Consider the following 20,502-nt stretch of genomic DNA (forward strand, 5'->3'; position numbering starts at 1 on the left):
TTTCTTTTTCTCCTTAAATTCAATTAATCTTGTTAAATTAAATGAATTTAAGGTTTGGAGGTGTAGTTCCTTTTTTAAATATGAGTATAATATTAGAAAACTTTACTTTTATTATTAAAAAAACAGATTTTCTTACTAAATTTAGAAATAGTTTTATTTTTTCTATAAAAAGTAAGATTATTGTAGCAATACTCAAACCAAGAATAGCTTTTTTATAAATAGAAATATTTTTGAGTATAATATAATTTCTAAAATCTATCATTTTCTTGAATATAATTGAAGCCAACTTGTAAAGTATCACCATTACAAATAGAAGTGTAGAAAAAAGTATCGGTAAAAAGGCAAAAGACATCATTAAAATTAATTCATAAATTAAGTATTGAATATTGAATATCTCTATGAAACCAAAAAGTGAAGAAGTTAATACGTTATCTTTATAATTTTGGTGAACCAAGCTTTCGATATTGCATTCTTTAACCATAACATTAATTATAAATAATCCAAGAAATGGTATCACTAAAAGAAAGAATCTATAACTGAAATAAATAAAAGTCTTAAATATTTCTTTAGTGGTTATTTTATTCTTCATTAATAAACTTAGTTTCTCACGTTTAGAATATTTGACAAGAACAGTTATGTATATGCAATTTATAAAAATAGCAAATGTTATATTAAGAACAACTTTAAATATTATAAAAATATTTATATTTTCAAAAGTGACAAAATAATTTTCTAATATAAAAGATGTAACAAATAATGACATCAATGTCAAAAAGAGCAATACTTTTAAGCATATAAAATGTTGTTTACTTGCTCTCATAAAAACACCTCTTTTGAGTTTTCTCAAACTTATTTAAAACTTACTTTATAATAAAGTAAAAAGCAAGTTATTTGACTTAAATATTTGAGTTGGGTAATCATTTTAAAATTTTTCTCAAGAATTAAAAAAACTCCTAAAAGTTTAGGAGTTAAGTGTTTTCATATATCTAATGATTAAATTTCAAAAAAGTCTAAAAATATGTGGTCGTATATTCTTTCCATTCAATACAGTTTGTGTGAAGCTGATTTACTAAATTTGCTTTTCAAACGAGATTGAAGTAAATCGTAATAACTTGTTCATATTTTTGAGTAAGTTTTTAAAATTTCGTTATTTATTTCTTTAATATCTTTTGCTTCTCTATTATTTAGATCATCTTGACTTAATAGTACAAATATTCCGTTTTTAGATTTTAAATTTGGTTTTACGCAAGTTAAGTTTAAATAATTGCTTTCAAATTCAACATCATCAAATAAACTTTCATTTGAATAATATTGATCTTTAATTAACTTGATGTAGTTAGAAGTTACTGATTGGTTTCCAGCTGCCATAGTATTGAATGAATTAATAAATGTTGGTACTAATAGCATGTCCATAGAAACCATTGTAAAAGCTTTTACAACAGTTAATTTTGGGCTAGTTTCCAAAAATGTTAGAATTTCATATTTTACCAAGACTGCTGTAAAGAAATTTGAAGCAACTGTTCAAAATAAAAATGTCAATGGTGAGAAATCAATATTTCTTTGAACATACACTTTAGTACGGTCAACATGTAATTGAATTTTAAATACACTTATTGATTTATAATAAGTATTTATTTTAAATCAATTTATCAAAACAAATTTAAATAATAAATAACCTGCACCAATAAAAATCAAAATACTTAAGTAGCTTATGTTATAAAAAAAATTATATATAAATACAATAAGTACTGATAATAATATTGTTTGATCTAAAATGAAATATGAAAACGCACCCTTTTTAAGTCTCATTAAACCATTAATGAACTTCATCTGATCTTTTACAAGATTTGGTTTTTCCATAAATTTCTCCTTTTTATATATATTGATAATAAATTATTATATATAAAAAAAACAAATAGTCATTATTAAGTGTAATACTTTTATTTTTTAAAAAAAATTTTCTTTTTGAAAATTATTTATTATTAGAAATACGTTCGGCTAAGTCATAGTCTTTAGAAATTTTTCAATTCAATAAAGCTCCCAATCCAATAATAAATCCAATAATCACAGGGATTGTTAGGATTAACAATACTGGACCACTAATTGGAAGTCCTTTTAAGGGCGTTGGGTTATGTACTTCAAGAAAAAAATATGGGTAAGGTCTATGTGGTTTTGCTAAATCCCAATTAGAATTATAGGCTCTAAATATCATTTCACCCCTTAATAGTGAATAAATTAGATATATAATTGGATAAATCATTGCATACAACATATCTTTTTTTGCAAAATTTCTGAATGATTTAGCTACGAAAGTTCGATCATTAAATAGGAAGACATATAAAAACATCAATAACGGAATTATTAAATGTAACATCATTTGTTGAAATCAAGCATGCGCATTAAATATTTTACCGCTCATTAATGAAGCTGGTAATATTACAGAATTATAGACTACACCAGTAATTATTATGTAAATTGTTATTGAAATTGTGGCTTCTCTTGATAAAATTATTGATTTTTTTCAAGTTTTTTTGTCACTAGAATGCTTCAGTGCACTAACAAAAAATCAAATAAGAACCATTATGTTTGATTGAATGGTAAAAAAACTCAAATATCTTATGGTAAAACCTTGATAATCATTTCCATAAGAAGTTTTTGAATCATCTAAAATTATTCTTCAATCAATACCATCAAAGTCGAAGCCGCTATTTGCAATACTTACGATGTTTGTTGTATAAGTGTCTATCAACACAGCAAAAACTAATAAAGCAGCTATAACCTTATATAAATATTTTCAATCTTTTCAAACTTTTGTTTTAATTTTCATAACAAATCCTTAATTTGATAAAAGAATATTTTTTATCTCTAAAAAATTATTTATCTAGTGCTGTTTCTATTTTACCTGATGATTTGAAGTAAAATATTCCAATATTAAGAGCTTTTCTTGCTTTTATCATATTTATATCAAAGGTTTTCCTATTAACTAACAAGAACGTTGTTCCACCAACAATTGAAAATAAACATAAGACACTCAATATTACAAATAAGCAAGCAAATATTATTTCCAATCTTCATCACCTAGGTCTTATAAAAATAAGAACTGATGCTATTATTGAAAATAGTATGAAGCTTATAATTGATATGATTAATACTTTTTTAATATTTTTCTTTATATTTTTAATTGTTTCATTCATTAAAAACAACTCCTACTAAGAAATTATAACATACTTCAACATTACTAATAAAGGCATAATCTTATTACAAATTATTCAATTATTATTATTTATATGTTGTTATCATTTATAGTACATTACCAAATTAGAAATTGATTTTATAATATTGCCGTTAATTGAAAAAAAAAAAAAAAATCTAGAGAGTGTTTGCTCTTTAGATTTCAAAAAGATTAATAATTGGTATTAACTTTGTAATCTTTTTCTTTTTTTCTTTGTTTTTCTCTTATCGGTAGCTATCATTTTTTCTAATATCATTTTATTTCTTCTTCTTGGTTCTGGGAAATAATGATAACTGACAAAAATTATTCCATCCACCATTAAAATTAAAGTTCCTGGTATCATTGCGAATGCTATAAACATTGGAACAAAATATCAATTAGAACTATTATAACTATTTGTAGGAATTAAGTTAAGTACATTATCATTCATTCCTGGGGTGAAAACAACAATTACATTCAATGTGAAAGATAAAAACGAAGATAATCACAAAGGTTTGTTAATGATTATATTAAGTTTTTTTGAAGATTTTCAATTTGATAACTTAATAAAGTTTGCGTATAAACAAGGAGCTACTGTAATTGTTAAAAATACAGCTGTTCTTCCATAATTACCTAACATGGTTTTTTTCTCGATATCCAAGTTAGGATCTCTTAATGCTTTTCATCAAGAACTATAATTATTTGATTCAGTTATGTTACATAGTTCTTCATTTGTTAAAAATGTCATCCCTAAGTAATAAGCAGCAACAGTTGTAGTTGATGTAAACAATATTATTTTAAACAAAGTGAAAATAATTCCTTTAAACAAAGAGTTTTTACCTTTAATTGGTTTTATTTTCATTAAAGTATCATCGTTTGCTCCCATACCAATTGCTAAAGCTATCAGTGATTCAACAATCAGATTCATTCATAATATATCAGTTGCTTCTAATGGAGAAACTGTATTTATTGAAGAAAGGATGAATATAGATAATACGTTGGCAAGATTTACACCAATTACGAATGCAATAGCACGTTTAATTTTTTGATAAACATTTCTACCTTCATGAACTCCCTTGATTATTGTTTCAAAATTATCGTCAGTTAAAATTATATCACTTGCCTGTTTTGCAACATCAGTACCTGTAATACCCATTGCAACCCCGATATCTGCTTTCGCTAGTGAAGGTGCATCATTTACACCATCACCAGTCATACTTGTTATGTTATTTCTTTTTTGTAAAGCTTCCACAATTCTAACCTTATGTTCGGGATTAACGCGAGCAAATACTTTTATTTGCTCAATAATATTGTAAAATTCTTCATCAGAGAGGTTGTTCAACCTTTCTGAACTCATAACCTCATCCTCATTTTCTGTCAAATCTAGATCCCTAGCAATGGCTAATGCTGTGACTGCATGATCTCCAGTTATCATAACAACCTTTATTCCGGCATCTCTAGCTTTTCTTACAGCCTCAATTGCAGATGGTCTAACTGGGTCAATCATTGCGACACCACCAAGAAATGTTAAATCATTTTCTAAATTTTCCTTATCTTCTAATAGATCATATTTATCATTATATGCAAACGAAAGAACTCTTAAAGCGTCATCACTTAGTTTACTTGCCATTTCAAGTAATGAATCCTTATCTTGTTGAGTAATTGGTCTTTCGACGTTGTCTACTAAAATTTTAGAACAATGTTTTAATAACTCATCTATTGCCCCTTTAGTAAAAATAGTATTGACACCGTTAATATTGTTTACAGTAGTCATCATTTTTCTTTCACTGTCAAAAGGTATCTCATCTATTCTTTCAAACTCATCACGCGCATCTTGTTCATCGTAGCCCAAAGTTTCGGCATAATCAACAAGAGCTAATTCTGTAGGATCTCCAATTCTTTCATCATTCTCTGTAATTGAATCATTACACAAAACTAATGATTTGATAAATAAATCCGTGTGCTTATTTATTTTATCTTTTGAGTAATCGCGAGATTCTATGATCTTATTATCTATAATTATTTTTTTAACAGTCATTTTATTTTGAGTAAGCGTACCTGTTTTATCTGTACATATAACATTTACACTCCCCAGTGTTTCAACAGCTTGTAATTTTTTTACAATAACATTTTCCTTAGCCATTTTTTTAGTGCTAATACTTAAAATAGTTGTTATGATTGCCGCCAAACATTCAGGTATAACACCTATTGACATAGTTATCGCAACCATCAGGTAGTTTGCTCATGCATTTTTAGTACCAGAAAAGAATAAAGTTATAAAAATTAATATACCAATTACAAAACTCATCAAAGCAACCAAAAGAGTAAATTTAGATAACTTTTTTTCTAATGGTGTACTTTCTTCTTCACTTGAGTTGATTGATGCAGCAATTTTTCCGATCTCTGTATTTTTACCAGTTTTTATAACCATACCAACAGCTCTACCCGAAGTAACAAATGTTGACATAAATGCAATATTTTTCATTTCTGCTAAAATTGTTGTTTTTGAATCTAAAGATGTATGTACCTTTTCAACAGGGGTAGACTCACCAGTAAGCACTGATTCATCAAGATAAAGATCACTAGATTCGATTATTCTAAGTTCAGCAGGTACATATTTTCCAGCTTCCAATATAACTATATCCCCAGGAACCAGTTCTGAAGCATCTATTTCTTGTTGTTGATTATTTCTTAAAACTATTGTTTTTGGTTTTGATAAACTTTTTAAGGAATCCATAGATTTTCTGGCTTTAACACTTTGTACTGTTTCTAATATCGCATCTATCAAAACTATTGAGAAAATTACAATGCAATCTATAAACTCATCAAAGTTTATTTTTCATCCATTACTTATTAATGGTGCAATGATACTTATAAAACCAGCTGCAATAAGTATTAACTGAATTGGTTCAATTAAAGTTTTTATAAAGATTACATATCATGGAGTAATCTTTCCTTCTGGAAGTTCATTTTTACCTGATTCTAAGCGTTTTTTATCGACTTGACTTGTATTAAGTCCGTTTTTTATATTTGTATCTAAGTCCTTCTCTAAAATATTAATTTTTTTCGACAGATATTCTTCCATTTTTTTACTTCACATTTCCTTTTATTTTTAAATTGATTTAAAAAAATTATAACAAAATCTCAAAAATTTGTAAACTTAATTTAATTTAACTTATTTTTTTTGGTAGTGAGATTTTGAAAGTTTATCAATCAAGTGCGTATTGCTTAAAGGGTTTTCAAAAACATATAATTATAAATTCTTAGGAGTCTAATTAATTATAAAAGTCCTTACCCATGAAAAAAGATAGGCTATTATATGAGTAGAAGGATCGATAGCATAAAAACATGGATTGTTGTTTATTAAACTCACACAAATATATAAAAAAATAAATAACATAGAAGTTATTTATTTATGTGTCAATTTTTAAACAATTGTTTTAAAAAATATTCACATTTTTCAAATATATGGTTTTAATTTTTTGAATCAGTTTGGCTTATCAATGGTTTGATTAATATTTCTTCATTAGAGATTATTGGAGATGTAATTACACCATCAAACTCTAATTGTAAATATAATTTTTGTAGTTTTGTTGGATATTCAGCACCAACAAATGTAATTGCACCATTAAAAACCCTATTATTTTTTTTACTTTCTTTAAAATCAGATACTTTTAAATCACAATTGTTTATTATAATGTCTCTTGAGTCCCTAAAATATCCCGCAATTTTGTATTTTGGGTTCAAAAGTTCTGGTAAGATAACGAAAATATTTATTTTATCTTCCTTTGATGTGATTTCATTTTTGTCTAAAAAACCTAGCTTCTTATCAGTTGTAAATACAGGGAGACTTTCACCACAAGAAGTAGCCATATAGCTGGTTGATACACTTAAAGTGAATGCACTTAACATAATCAATTTTTTCATTCGAAACACCTTCATTCAATAAATAAATATTAATAAAAATTTTCCTCTTACAATGTAAGTATATTATATAAGAAGAGAAAAGATTAATTAAAACGATAATTCTATAAAAATAAAATGACTTGTTTATTGATTATATGATATCTAGTATACTCTTGAAATATGATTATCTTAAAAAAGGAATCATATACAATTTTCTATAATTTGAGAAATTACATTGCTCTTCATTCTATGATTTTCATAGCCAAAAAGCACCATTTCCAGATTCATTATAATAAATCTTGAGGAATAGATGCTTTAAGGTTAATGCTTGAAAAATAAAGAATTTCATTAAATATATAAATTAATTTTTATATGTAAAACCTAAAAATTAACATCAATTTTTCTAATCAATAATAAGAAATTGAAACATTATCTTTAACATTGGTAATAGCCCCCGTCTACTTGATAAACACTTGTTGACGCTCCCCACAGGAAGCTTCAAGGCATATTATTAGTTTTATTATTCCTTATATATAATCCATTCTTTTTATATTCAACATCAGAAATAAAAAAGCACATCTCAATTAGTGCTTTGGAAAATATTTTTTAATAAGAGTATATTTTACAGTATCTCGTATATATAGAAAAATAATTGTGTTAAGGCTATATGTCTATAAAAAAAACCAGAGTTATCCCCTTCAAAAGTGATTATTTTATGACTTTTTTGAGGAAGATAATTTAGCTTCTCGATTTGATTTAATGTAGAAATAATATAATTAATATTTTGACTGAAATAAAGATAATTTTTTTTGATAAACTTCAATAAAGTTTCGTTGTCTCTTCCAGTTAAAATAATCAGGTTTATTGAATTATCAAAGACATTAAGCTTCTTTATTAAATAGTTTTGTTTTGAAACATCAATTATTTGAGAGTAAATATTTGAGTTCAAAAGTACTTGTGCTAAAAAATTAGCGCTTTCCATCGATTGAAAACTAGGAACTATATTTACACTTTTAATATATTTCAAATCTTCTTTAAAAGATTTAACAAAATCAACGTCTTCATAGACTCATTTAATAATTGAATTGTTTATAAAATCTTTTCTGTCTTGTTCAACTGACTTTAATTTTTTTTTAGATGAAGTTTTTTGATACTCTACTTTCATTAATACTATCAACTCACGATAACCACTGCACTTTATAGATTGTGCAAATTTTGTAACTGTTGACTTTGCTACATAACAATCACGTGAGATTTCGTCTTGTGTTTTAAAAACTCCACTTGAGTACATTTCAATCAACTTAGTAGCTATTAATTTAAATGTAGTTTTCTTAGTTTGTCTTGATAAGTTTTCTAATTGTTCATAGATTGACAACATAAACTTATACCCTTTCAACAAAATTTAAAAATCAAAGTTATTTGGATCTGGTCCGTCACGGTACTCAGAAATACTTGCTAATAATTCCATATCTTCGATAGTTAATTCAAAATCATCTATTTTAATGTTTTCTACAACCCTTTCTGGTTTAGAGGATTTTGGTATAATGACATACCCCTTTTGATATGCTCATCTTAAGCATATTTGAGGTTCACTTTTTTGATACTTCTTAGCTAATGTTTTGATTTGTTCTATATCAAAACATTTTCCTCTTATTAATGTACCCCATGACTCAACAACTATTCCATAATTTTGACAAGCTTTTACCAAAGAATTACATTGAAGTGCAGGGTGTAATTCAAACTGATTAATAACAGGTTTAATTCTTGCAACTTTCATCAGTTCATCTAAATGTTCATTAAGGAAATTACTTACACCAATTGATTGAACTTTACCTTCATCAACCGCTTCTTCAAGAGCTTTTCAACATTCTAATCTATTTTCTGTTGGTCAATGAACTAATACCAAGTCTAAATATTCTAATTCAAGTTCTTCAAGCATAACTTGGATAGCTAACTTAGCTTTTTCATAATCGTGGCTACTATTCCATACTTTTGATGTTATGAATAATTCCCCTCTTGGTACACCTGAATCTTTTATTGCTTTAGCAATAATCTTATGATTCCCATAAATTGTAGCAGTATCTATATGACGATAACCTGCTTTTAAGGCTGCTAGAACTGAAGAATATGTTTCGTGTTCATTAGTTAATTTATAGGTACCAAGACCTACTTGCGGGATTTCTAATCCGTTATTAAATTTTAGATATTTTTTTAGAATACTCATTATGATTACCTCTTTTTGTTATTTTATAACAAAGATAAAAAAAATGTAATTAATACAACTATTAATTACATTTTTTATGATTTAAAATTTGTTTTATTCTGTAATTTTTACATTAAATGATTTTGTTTCTTCTTTGCTTGATCATATATATTTGTCTTTATCTTTTGAATCGCTGATTGAATATTTATATTTTACTTTAATTGTTTTTGTGACAACGCTAGCCTCAACAAATAAGATTTTACCATTAGCAGCAGGATCAGCATCATTGGCAGTTACATTATTAACAGAAGTTGCAGCATCTTTTACTGCTTTAATTGCTTCGTCGTTATTTTTGAATGTTTTATCTTTTACTGCTTCTTCGATTTTTGCTAACATATTTTTTTCTGTTTCACTAGTTTCTTTTGAAACTTTTGTTCCACAAGAGATAACTGTCGCACCAGTTGTAGCAACCATTCCCATTGCTCCTAATATTCCAAGAATTTTTTTCATTTTATTCCCTCTTTCCATATGATATTGTATTCAAATTTTTTCAAATACAATTTTTATGATAGAGAAAAAAAAGAAAAAACATAGGTTTTTTTAAATAAACTCTTCTATTAGTTCTGTAATTTTTTTACCAACACCGTCATTATCAATGGAATCGATGACCTCTTTAGATAGTTTTTTTATTCCATCAATGGCATTTCCCATCGCATAAGAGTTAGGAAAGACTTTAAACATTGGATAATCATTAAACTCATCACCAAACACGTGAACATCTTCATCGGATAAGTTAAAATGTTTCAATAAAGCTCTGATACCCCAATCTTTACCAGCACCTTTTTTATAAATTTCTATATTAGTTCTTTTATTATAATTGAAAGAAATTATTTCAATGTCTAAATTTTTTAATGCATTATAGACATCCTCTTTTTCTTGAGAAGTAAAACACTCTACATTGATTGAAGGGAAAGACTCTAATTTAATAATGTGCTTATATAATTCTTCATAATTATTGTAGACATTAAAAGCTTTATCTTTTTTATGAGAAAAGTCTCATTTTATTTCTTTGAACTCCATAACATAACCAGCATCTTTAACCAAATGAACTTCAAAATCTCCTAATAAACTATATTTGAAGTTTTTTTTGTGTAATATATCAACTATACTTATCAATTCTTCATTAAAAAAGTGTAATTTATCAATGTAAGAATGTGTAAAGGGGTCAATTACACTGATACCATTTGTTGTTATGAGAGGTAGCTTTATGTCCAATGTTTTTGCATGATCTACGGTTAAAAAATAATTTCTACCAGTAACAAAAGTTAAAGCATGATTGGTTTTTTCCTTAAATTCTTTAATAAGATTTATAGTATTCATAGATATTTGATTGTTTCTGTTAACAATAGTCCCGTCTAAGTCTGTTGCCACTACTTTTTTGATTTTGTACATATCGATTCCCCTTTTTCTCTAATATTATGGGTTGATCATTTCAACTAGTACATCATAAACATTTTGCAAACTGTTTTTTTCCATAGAGGAAATTGACAAAAATTTATCCGTATCCACAACTTTTAAAGTTTCTTTTATGATTTTTTCATTTTTTTTGATATCGTTTTTTTTACATTTGTCTTTTTTTGTTGCAACAATCAAAACAGGTATATTATGGTGTTTAAAAAAATTGTACATTTCTACATCATCGTTTGTTGGTTTATGTCTTAGGTCAACCAGCTGACATACAAATTTCAAATTATTTCTAGATGTTAAGTATTCATCCATCATTTTTGCAAACTCAAGTTTTTGTTCATGATTAACTCTCGCAAAACCATAACCAGGTGCATCGACAATTCTAAACTCACCATTATTTATGTCAAAAAAATTCAATAATCTAGTTTTTCCAGGAGTTGAAGAGGTTTTCGCTAACTTATTTTGATTAGTTAAGGCATTTATAAATGTTGATTTTCCAACGTTACTTCTTCCGATGAAACAAACTTCATTAACATTGTCTTGTATTCATCCACTTTTTTGAGCTGCTGATTTTATAAATTTAGCTTGTTTTATCATATATTATTCCTGATCTATAATTAATCCTTTTGTATTTTTTCAAAGGGTTTAATTAAATTTTTAAATTCCTTATCCAAGTTTTGGAAAGGATCTTTAGTTGACTTTTCACTAATTAATACTACTTCGTAGTAGTATTTATTCAAATCTGCTACATATTTTTCTTGCTTTTCTATTTGTTTTTCGGTTACTTCATTATCAACGTTATCACCGTAATAACTTTCTTTAAGGGATTTCAGGAAAGTTTCTTGCATTTCTAAGTATGAAAAAAAGTCTTCTTTTTTAATTTTTTTAATATTCTTTTTTGAAAATAACTTTTTTTCCTCTTTATTTAAAAATGTTTTCATCATTTCGACTTCCGACCTTTCTTTAATATTATTATAATTATAATTTAAAGAGTAAGAAAAATTGTATATTATTTTAATAAGTTTAGTTTACCTTAAATCAATCATATAATTCTCAATGATATTTGATAGTCATTGTTTCAATGTTTTCCTCTTCATTTTTGAATGTAATTATAAGTGATTTTCTTCTTAATGTTGGTTGAATCGATATTATAGATTCCTTAGAAATTAAATTATTTATAAAAAAATAATTGCCTTGATATTCTGCAATATACATAGAATTAATTATTTTTTGACCAGTTAATATTATTAACAAAATAATCAAAATATAAAATAAGTATAAGATATTAAAAACCAAACCAAGATGGTGCTTATCATTTTCCCCAAGAACCAAGGACATTGTTCCTAAAGTTATATTAACTGATAAAAAGAAAGGTACAATAAAGCAAATTGTTCAATAAAACAGATGATAAACTGGTTTTCTTATATATACACGATCTTTATCTAGTTTTTGCAATTTCCTTAATCTAATAATAGTGATTGTTAACATTGATAAGTAAACTAATGTACAAATTAAAATCATAATTAACCCAGTAATTATTTTGGTTTTTGATATTATCATTTAATTATTACCTCCCTCTATAATTTTTTTGAATGTTGTAAGTAACTCGATATCCGAAATATTAATACGATATCTAACTTTCTCTAGAACAATTTCAATTCCATTATATCAAGTCTTATCAATATTATAAGTTGCCCCATAAATATTTTTTATCTTTGTTATAGGGAACTGTATAAATTCATTTGGTGTTTCAAACAACACGCGATTATTAGTGACAAAAATACTAGTTACTAGACAACTTTTCTTATGTTTTATATATATTAAAGAAAAATTATTTTTTAAGGAGCGATAAAATTCAAATTTAGGATTTGCATCATTGATAGACTTTTTCTTTTGTTTCTTAATTATTGGATAAACATATAAGGGTATATTTGAAGCAAAATAGTAACACTCTTCATCTTTTGGCATTTCATATTTTACATCATATGTTTTTAAAGTAAAATCTGGATCAACATTCTTTAATATTTGAGTGTATTCTTTATTTAAAGACAAATAATTTTTATGTCTTACCTTATATATTATCGCCAAGGAACCTGTAATTAATAAAGCAAATATTCATATAATTATTATTATTACTAGCATTTTTTCTTTATAACCCATAGTTTTACTCCACTATTAACTTTCTTTTTCATTAAAAGAAACTATTTTTATTTTATAATTAATCTCATCATTTTAATATAAAATAAATCACTTGTAAAAAATAAACAAGTGATTTATCGAAAACAATATAAATTTAATACTGATATATACGCTTATTTTTGAACACTCTTAAAAACACACATGCAAACACTGTTGTACCAGTATATTGTATACATTCATTTATTAGTGATTGAATTGCTCTACTACCATCATATGTAATTCATGCATAAGGTACATAAATGAACACTGGTAGGTAAGCTATGTAAACCACAATGTACATAGTTATTTTTTTTTTAAGTAAAAAGACTATTAGAAAAATAAGTAACTTAACCACTATCGTGATTGGTATATATATTATACCTCCACTAGCTAAATCAATTAATATTCCCGAACAAACGGAGGCAAATACTAATATAAAAAAAGGAACTGTGTTAACTAATGATAAAGAAATAACTTCTGATAACTGAAGGATACCTTTACCTGTTTGTTTTGTAAAGTAACTAGATAGCATTCCTAAAACAACCATAAGACTTGTTAAAAATGCAATCATAACCATATTTTTAGTATTTATTTTTTTATTCAAACGAATCACCCCTATTAAAATAATTTATAATTCCTAATGTAATCAATACCTTAGATATTTATTTTAAAGGGATTTTTAAAAAATAGCATAAAATTTATTTTTTTATTTAAAAAACCCACATTTTGTGGGTTTAAGATTTATTTTATTAGATTTATTTCTGATACTTTTAATTTTTTATTAACCACTTTTAGTTTAATTTCAAATTTGTTAGTTATTTTTCCATCTGAAACAGTGTATATAAAATCGTTTATATCTTTAATCTCAGTAGTCACTGTTAGTTTTTTGAATACTTCAAACGCTTCGTTTGTAATTTCATCCATACTCTTGTTGTATGATTTTAAATAACCGTCGATAACTTTTATTAAAGGTTCTACAACTGGTTTTACTTCTTTCACGATTTTAAATAGTTGTTCTAAAACAGAATCAGCTTTGATTTTAGCCTTACCATCACTAGTTTTTTCTAAACCTAGGATAAAGAACATGTTTTCTACATCCCTAAGTGCTCTTACTAAGGTGTCGTCTTTTCTCATTTTTACAATCAAATCTTTGAATGTGTCAAAATTTATTGTAAAACTATCTGAGTTCGTAACTTGCAAAGAACTATTAAGATCCTTAATAATATCTGCTAAACTTTTTTCTCCAAAAATAAGACTAAATGTACTCATTTGTTGGTTGAATTTTTTTGGCTTCTCAGTATTTCCACCAATCCCTAGTAAACCACCACTTAAAATATTTTTAATTGGGTTATTTAGTAATCCTTTAATAGATAAATTTAATTTTGAATTATCGTTATTTCATAAGTAACCTAATCAATCTTCGCTAAAGTTTTTTCAATCACCGTTATCCTTAATTGGTTTTAGTATTTTTTTTAACATTTCAGGTAGTTTGTCAATAAAACCCTCAAATATCGGCATTAAACTCCCAACAGTATTTTTCTCTCCTAGACCATAATTAAACAACATTCTTACAAAACTACTAACATAAATTTCAAAAGTTCCAACTTTTAGGCTTTCCCCACCAGCTAGTTTTTCAACAACAGCAGTTATGATAGACATATATCCATCAGATGCAGTTGACTTATAAGGTTTATTAAACTCAATCTTTTCATTAGTACTTAAGAAAATGTTTACTAAGTTTTTAAAGACGACACCTTTTTCATCGTTGACCATTTTTTCTAAAATCTCTAATATTTTTTTAACATCAAAAGAGTTTTTCTTTATGTCGATCTTTTGTGTTCTTTTTTCGTCAACATCATTAATAGTTAGTGGACTCTCTTTTACAAGTTCATCTTTAAATGAGTCAATATACAAAACCATAGTTCTTACGAATCTAATTACCTCAGCTATAGAGTCGATATTTTCTAAAATATCAAATTTAAAACTTTTTTCACCAGAGAATAATCCTAAAACGTTTGTAGCAATAACATTTGTTGCTTCCTTAAAATTGGTTTTAATATCTTCATTAGATTTGTAAGCTAGTTTTTTTACATTTTTTCCGTTTATCAATTTATTTACGGCATTAGACAAACCAATAACACTTGAATTTAAAGCTTCTTGGTAACTCATATCTTTATAAATATCATTACTAAAAGCGTTTTCTAATGTTTCTAATGTTTCATCGTTTAAAACATTAGCCAATGTTTTTAAAACACTTGGAGAAATAATTGATGATATTTTATCAACATTACCTGCAAAACCTAATAAAAGTTGTCCAACCTTACTAGGATCACTTAGAAGGTTTAATATTGTTGGCACCATTCCAGTAATTGATGATAGAGTTGAAACAATAGAACTTTCTGGTGATAAAACTTCTCCTTGATAAATATCATCAGATAATTTTAGATCATCAGATAGTAAATTGCTATCTAGATATTTATTATAAATTTCACTATATCTAGTTGTGTCCATAACACCTTCATTTTCATTAAAATCTTTTAATCCTAAATCACTCAAATATGAGTTTTTTATTTTTTTAGCCATTAGATATTCTGAACTAAAGTGATACTTATTTTTCCCTAACTCATTTTGGTTTAAAAATAAACCCTTTGAGTAAGAAGACATGATTTTTGATATTGAATCTTGTTGACTTTTATTGTCAAAGTTTATCTGTTCACTTTCTGCTTGACAAGCAACAACAGTTGCGCCTGCAGAAACAGTTAAACCAAGAGCACCTAATAGTCCTAATAATTTTTTCATACTTTACTCCTTTAATTAGATTTTCATTTTTCTTTAACTATATCGATTAATATTTTTGAAACATATTCATGTCCTTTTTTTGTAGGGTGCACTTCATCTATAAAGAAGAAGTTATCTTCCTTACCTTTATTATTTTCATCTTTGATTTGTGCATTTAGTTCTATATTACTAAAGTCCATGTCACCAAGGTTGAAAGCGTTTGATTTACATAACGCATCTGTTGTGTTTGCACCATTTCCGATTTCTTTTTTGAAACCATTAAGTATATTTTCTAGTTCTAAGTATAAGTTATATTCTAAAATAACATCCCCAAAACTTTCGTTTATCTTTTTAACAATTTTAGAAATCTTTACATCAAACTCTTTATTAACTCTTTCAATATTTTTTTTGACTTCATCATTTTCCTTATTGAATCTAGGTATTATTGTCATTTTTGGGGGAGCTGCAAAAACTATTCTACGAGCACCATTATTTAATAAAGTGTAAAAAGCATTTTTGATGTTTTCTAACGCTTGGTTCATAACAGAAACTTGATGATTATAGTCATTAATATTTCCTAACATTTCAAATAAATCATTTCCACCGATTTCAATAAAAAATAAATCTTTATCATTGATAACTTGTTGTTGAACAAGTGCTTGTGCTTGTTTATATATCCCTGTGTTTCCCATCAGTAATTTTCCAGCAACACCATCACTTACAAAAGCTGTTGCACCACCAATTGAGTAGTTTTTACCTCAAACTTTTGTATCTTTATATTTTTCGTTAGTTACATCTGCTTTATGAATAATATTTGATGTAACAAATTCTTCAGAACTAAATCCTAGAGCCGAATTAACTAATCTAGCGGCTGTTGGTCCATTACTAAAACCTTCTTTATATTCCCCAGTCATTTTTGCATTTGCTCCAAGTTCATCTTTGATAATTGTTGTAAGTCCGTAGTTGTCACTTAGACTATCTCCAAGAGTAAAGAAGTTTGAGAATCCAAAATGTTTTTCTGGATCACTACTAGTATCTTTGGCATTACTCTTGTCTAAATTTTTTCCAATTGTGTAATCTTTTTCAAAGCTAACGTTTGCTTGAATTGGAGTACAGGCTATAACTGATGAGGCTGTACTCACTGTTAAAGATACTGAGCTTAAAAACCCTAATAATTTTTTCATTATTTACTTCCTTTCTTTAAGTTGATTGCTAGCATTGTAATTGCATAAGCAGAGGTTGGTAATATAAATATTATGTAAATAAAGAACATTATAATTCCAGATCTCAATACTTCTAAATTATTAGTGAAAAATGGTGTATATAATTCATCTTTAGTAACAAATTTTTTAGGCATATTTGATTCGTTAAGTTCTTTGTTTTTGAAAATACTATGTCCAAATATACTAAAACCGTATTTTATGTTTTCAATTTGTAGATTTAAGAACCATACTTTGTTATTAACTAATAAAGTTCCTATTGATTGATTAATTGTTATTCCCTCTGTTCCTGGAGGAGTGTTGTCCATATATGAATTATAAGTTTCTTGGTCTATACTTGTTTGATTTCTTTTTAAGTCATCAAATCTTTCTTTAGAGAAGATATCTTTGATCCCTCCATTTTGGAAAAATCATTGGATACCACTGTGAACGTAACCATAGCTCAGGAATTCTGTTGAAACAGCTTGATCGAATTGAACAAGGTCCATTCCTAAATCGTAAAGATCAACATCTTGTTTTTTTTCAATGACACTTGATCATCTTTTATTGAATCAATCATCTGAAAACTTGATGTAAGCTTCTTTTTTTTGTTGATAATTTGTTTCTTGATAAGAATTTAGTGTTGAAACAGCATCGCTTGAGTATGCACTTTTTATAACAGAGTTCATGACTGCTTCGTATGTCGGGTCACTAGCTTCAATTACATAAACTCCTTGTGGCATAACCTCCTTGATTTGTTTTTCAATACTGTCTATAAATCTTTTAGCTTCTAATCCAACACCTGGAACAGTCATCAAGATGCTTAATAAGAATACTAATGAAGATATAACTGAAAATATTATCAGTTTTAATTTTGATTTTATTGAGAAAAACTCTTTAAGTTTTGCTTTCATGTATTTTTTACCTTTCTAATTGCTTTTTAATTTTACAACATAAAAAATACAACTAATAAAAGATTTAAAATGTAAAAATCTTTTTGTATTATAAAAAATTTATATTTTTGAAAATAAAAAAAATTTTGGTTTTACCCAAAATTTTCAAAAATATTTAATAATTAAACTGTTTTAGCATTAATAGTAATTTCAACTGCTTTATCGATGGTTGTTTCACCAACTTTAACAGTTAATTTTTCTTTAGTCATAGTTGCTGGAAGATCAGCACCTTTAAGACTAACTTCTATAGTATATTTTGTTTTAGTGGTTCCATCTTGTACCGCACTACCAAATTTTAGAAGTGATGTTTTTGCATCAGAAGATGCAATAATTGTTTTAACATCCACTTCTTTATTTAATTCAATTGTCAAAATTATTTTAGTATCTTTTGTATCAATTGTATTTTTATCTGCTGACACTTTACCAGATAAAGCAACATCGGCTGCTTTTTTAATAGTAATTTCTATTTTTGAACCGACCATTTTATCACCAAGTGAAACATTAACTTCTTCTTTAACGTCTGCTTTTGGTAATTCATTAGCAATTAAAGATACTTCAATAGTGTATTCTTTTTTATTTTTTTCGTTAACTTTTGCTTCTCCAAATTTTAAAATACTAGAAGCAGCTTTTGATTTAGCTACTAATTTAACAGTATCTTTTTTCTCTTCATTTAAAGTTACTTTAATAGTAATTTTATCTTCAACTTTTTCGATAATTTTTTTGTCAACTTCAACTTTTCCTAAAGTGTCTTCTTTTTTGCTACAAGCAACAGCTGTTGCTCCAGTAGAGGCTACCATTCCCATAGCTCCTAATAATCCAAGTAATTTTTTCATTTTTTCTCCTTTTAAATATCGCATATGTTTACATATGCTTATAAAAAGATTACATTTTGAAAAGAAAATAGCAAGTTTATGGAAATATTTTTTAAAATTTGTTAATTCTTTTCAAAAATTATTTTGAAAAAGAATATTTTTTAGCAACTTAATAGTTCATTATATACTTTATGAATTTATTCGTTTTATTTTTTTGAGACTCTCCAACAAAAAGAACTACATAACTATATGTAAATATTGCAAAGTTGAATAATACAATTACTATTGTTCCTATGATAGTTTCAATTAAGGCTCATATTTTAAAACTAATCACATAAATGTTATCAGCCCCTAAACTCATGAATAAAAACTCACTCATTTTTATCATAGATATCATTCCGATAGCTAATGGAAATGTATAGCATCCTAACAAAGGAGAGAATTTTTCTCTTGAGACTTTAAATAAAGATAAGTAAACAATTAACGTAAACAAAATAGCCAATGCACATAATATATATACAAAAAAATATTTATGGTTATTAATATCTTGATTACTAAAGGTGGTTAAATAACCTGCTAATAAAAGATTTGGTGGCGCTGCCATAACACCAAAGGTTTGTAATTTCTTTTCTTTCAAATGATTTGTAAACAAATATTTATACATCATTGGTGGTAACATAATCACATAAAAAGCAAGACCGATATATCAACAAGACTTTGATATTAAATTGATAACCGCAGCAAAATCACCACCTAAAAAACTTCCCAGATTATTTGACATAACACAAGCAACTACAATTCCAATCGGTGGTATAAATCATGAAGCCATATAGTTATTAAACTTAAAACGTACTAGGTGGTAGATCAAAAAAGAAACTATGTAAATTAAATGTAAAAAAACACAAACTAGTCAAATAACTATTTGTATTCAATTACAATTAACTACACCAAAAAAACCAGATATCACAAATAGAGCCATAAAGATCGTAGGAATAAAATTACTAGACACTGGACTTTTAAAATCGTTTATTAAATCAACTGGGTGTATTATGTATCTAATTAACATTAATATTATCAACAAAAGAGAAATTGATATAGTAATATATTTCACAAAACTTCCATCAAATGCAAAACCTATAGGATTATTAAATAATCCTCAAGCATTACCCATAGTGGCTGTTCCAAGTGCTGTACCAGCTAATGATAATGGTAGTTTAGAGGAGTTTTTATAAAATTTAACAAATGGGTTATTCATAGTTCTCCTTTTAAAATTATTATTTATTGGTTTTTGCACAAATCATTCCTAAAATTGAACCGACTAAGATAATCAATCCTGCTATTCCAAAAAATATTAAACCCAAACCTGATAATAAAATTTTAGAGCCATCAGATGCACTTGTTGCCGTAGCTGAAAATATCGATAGAGATACTAAAAACAAGATCGCTGATCCAATAATTCCCAAAAGATATCCAACTCTTTGCGTAAGGGCTTTTTGTGAATTTACAAAAACTAAGAAAATTATTATAAAACTAAGTATGATTAAACATAAAACAAACAATAAAGATCCTAACGTTTTTATGGAACTTAAAACTTCACCTGTTAGTTCTCTTAGAAACTGACCAAATTTATGTAATTGGTCATAACCACTTTCAATAAAAGATGTTGAACTTATCAATAATATTGAAAAAGTCATAACTAATGGCAAACAGCTCAACAGAAATATTGCTCCGATATTCACAAGTGTTTTAGATAACCTCGACATACTTACTCCTTAATAATAAAAAGATTATAAAT

Annotated in this window: 21 protein-coding genes; all 21 read right to left on the reverse strand. The window is 26.5% G+C overall.

The genetic code is table 4. The annotated features are described in order from the left end of the window. Positions 1-37: 37 nt before the first annotated feature. Positions 38-820, reverse strand: a complete 783-nt coding sequence (locus SAPIS_RS03300; RefSeq protein WP_023789625.1) for a hypothetical protein — start codon at positions 818-820, stop codon at positions 38-40. Positions 821-993: 173 nt separating this feature from the next. Continuing rightward, positions 994-1,860, reverse strand: a complete 867-nt coding sequence (locus SAPIS_RS03305) for a hypothetical protein (RefSeq protein WP_023789627.1) — start codon at positions 1,858-1,860, stop codon at positions 994-996. Positions 1,861-1,972: 112 nt separating this feature from the next. After that, positions 1,973-2,827 (reverse strand): Pr6Pr family membrane protein, encoded by an 855-nt coding sequence (locus tag SAPIS_RS03310; RefSeq protein ID WP_023789629.1) that lies wholly within the window; start codon positions 2,825-2,827, stop codon positions 1,973-1,975. A 46-nt stretch (positions 2,828-2,873) separates the two neighbouring features. Beyond that, on the reverse strand, positions 2,874-3,194 hold the full coding sequence (locus SAPIS_RS03315) for a hypothetical protein (RefSeq protein ID WP_023789631.1): 321 nt from the start codon (positions 3,192-3,194) through the stop codon (positions 2,874-2,876). A 222-nt stretch (positions 3,195-3,416) separates the two neighbouring features. Continuing rightward, positions 3,417-6,296: a cation-translocating P-type ATPase gene (locus tag SAPIS_RS03320; RefSeq protein WP_023789633.1), complete on the reverse strand. Its 2,880-nt coding sequence runs from the start codon at positions 6,294-6,296 to the stop codon at positions 3,417-3,419. A 389-nt stretch (positions 6,297-6,685) separates the two neighbouring features. After that, positions 6,686-7,138 (reverse strand): hypothetical protein, encoded by a 453-nt coding sequence (locus SAPIS_RS03325; protein ID WP_023789635.1) that lies wholly within the window; start codon positions 7,136-7,138, stop codon positions 6,686-6,688. A gap of 601 nt (positions 7,139-7,739) precedes the next feature. Beyond that, positions 7,740-8,495, reverse strand: coding sequence for a MurR/RpiR family transcriptional regulator (locus SAPIS_RS03330; RefSeq protein WP_023789637.1), 756 nt, complete (start codon positions 8,493-8,495; stop codon positions 7,740-7,742). 24 nt (positions 8,496-8,519) lie between these two features. Further along, positions 8,520-9,341, reverse strand: a complete 822-nt coding sequence (locus tag SAPIS_RS03335) for an aldo/keto reductase (protein ID WP_023789639.1) — start codon at positions 9,339-9,341, stop codon at positions 8,520-8,522. 93 nt (positions 9,342-9,434) lie between these two features. Then, complete coding sequence (locus SAPIS_RS05210; protein ID WP_023789641.1) at positions 9,435-9,830, reverse strand: lipoprotein; 396 nt, start codon at positions 9,828-9,830, stop codon at positions 9,435-9,437. 90 nt (positions 9,831-9,920) lie between these two features. Then, a complete protein-coding gene (locus SAPIS_RS03345; protein ID WP_023789643.1) occupies positions 9,921-10,772 on the reverse strand; it encodes an HAD family hydrolase in 852 nt (283 codons plus the stop codon). Between the two features lie 24 nt (positions 10,773-10,796). Further along, positions 10,797-11,384 (reverse strand): ribosome biogenesis GTP-binding protein YihA/YsxC, encoded by a 588-nt coding sequence (gene yihA / locus SAPIS_RS03350; RefSeq protein ID WP_023789645.1) that lies wholly within the window; start codon positions 11,382-11,384, stop codon positions 10,797-10,799. Positions 11,385-11,404: 20 nt separating this feature from the next. Then, the gene (locus SAPIS_RS03355) at positions 11,405-11,731 is read right to left on the reverse strand and encodes a hypothetical protein (RefSeq protein ID WP_023789647.1); all 327 of its coding nucleotides are present in this window, start codon (positions 11,729-11,731) and stop codon (positions 11,405-11,407) included. 79 nt (positions 11,732-11,810) lie between these two features. Then, positions 11,811-12,347, reverse strand: coding sequence for a hypothetical protein (locus tag SAPIS_RS03360; RefSeq protein WP_023789649.1), 537 nt, complete (start codon positions 12,345-12,347; stop codon positions 11,811-11,813). After that, positions 12,348-12,947: a hypothetical protein gene (locus SAPIS_RS03365; protein ID WP_023789651.1), complete on the reverse strand. Its 600-nt coding sequence runs from the start codon at positions 12,945-12,947 to the stop codon at positions 12,348-12,350. It lies immediately after the preceding gene. Positions 12,948-13,080: 133 nt separating this feature from the next. Next, on the reverse strand, positions 13,081-13,569 hold the full coding sequence (locus tag SAPIS_RS03370; protein WP_023789653.1) for an ECF transporter S component family protein: 489 nt from the start codon (positions 13,567-13,569) through the stop codon (positions 13,081-13,083). Between the two features lie 137 nt (positions 13,570-13,706). Next, complete coding sequence (locus tag SAPIS_RS03375) at positions 13,707-15,764, reverse strand: MOLPALP family lipoprotein (protein WP_023789655.1); 2,058 nt, start codon at positions 15,762-15,764, stop codon at positions 13,707-13,709. An 11-nt stretch (positions 15,765-15,775) separates the two neighbouring features. Next, positions 15,776-16,927 carry an SGNH/GDSL hydrolase family protein gene (locus SAPIS_RS03380; RefSeq protein WP_023789657.1) on the reverse strand — a complete coding sequence of 384 codons (1,152 nt, stop codon included), beginning with the start codon at positions 16,925-16,927 and terminating at the stop codon, positions 15,776-15,778. Further along, positions 16,927-17,856, reverse strand: a complete 930-nt coding sequence (locus tag SAPIS_RS03385) for a hypothetical protein (protein ID WP_023789659.1) — start codon at positions 17,854-17,856, stop codon at positions 16,927-16,929. The genes SAPIS_RS03380 and SAPIS_RS03385 overlap by 1 nt, the downstream gene beginning before the upstream one ends. A 161-nt stretch (positions 17,857-18,017) precedes the next feature. Further along, on the reverse strand, positions 18,018-18,728 hold the full coding sequence (locus SAPIS_RS03390) for a lipoprotein (protein ID WP_023789661.1): 711 nt from the start codon (positions 18,726-18,728) through the stop codon (positions 18,018-18,020). A gap of 148 nt (positions 18,729-18,876) precedes the next feature. Then, positions 18,877-19,962 carry a TDT family transporter gene (locus tag SAPIS_RS03395; RefSeq protein WP_023789663.1) on the reverse strand — a complete coding sequence of 362 codons (1,086 nt, stop codon included), beginning with the start codon at positions 19,960-19,962 and terminating at the stop codon, positions 18,877-18,879. 19 nt (positions 19,963-19,981) lie between these two features. Next, on the reverse strand, positions 19,982-20,470 hold the full coding sequence (locus SAPIS_RS03400; protein WP_023789665.1) for a hypothetical protein: 489 nt from the start codon (positions 20,468-20,470) through the stop codon (positions 19,982-19,984). Between the last annotated feature and the right edge of the window lie 32 nt (positions 20,471-20,502).

It is taken from the genome of Spiroplasma apis B31 (assembly GCF_000500935.1).
GTDB classification, from domain to species: domain Bacteria; phylum Bacillota_I; class Bacilli_A; order Mycoplasmatales; family Mycoplasmataceae; genus Spiroplasma_A; species Spiroplasma_A apis.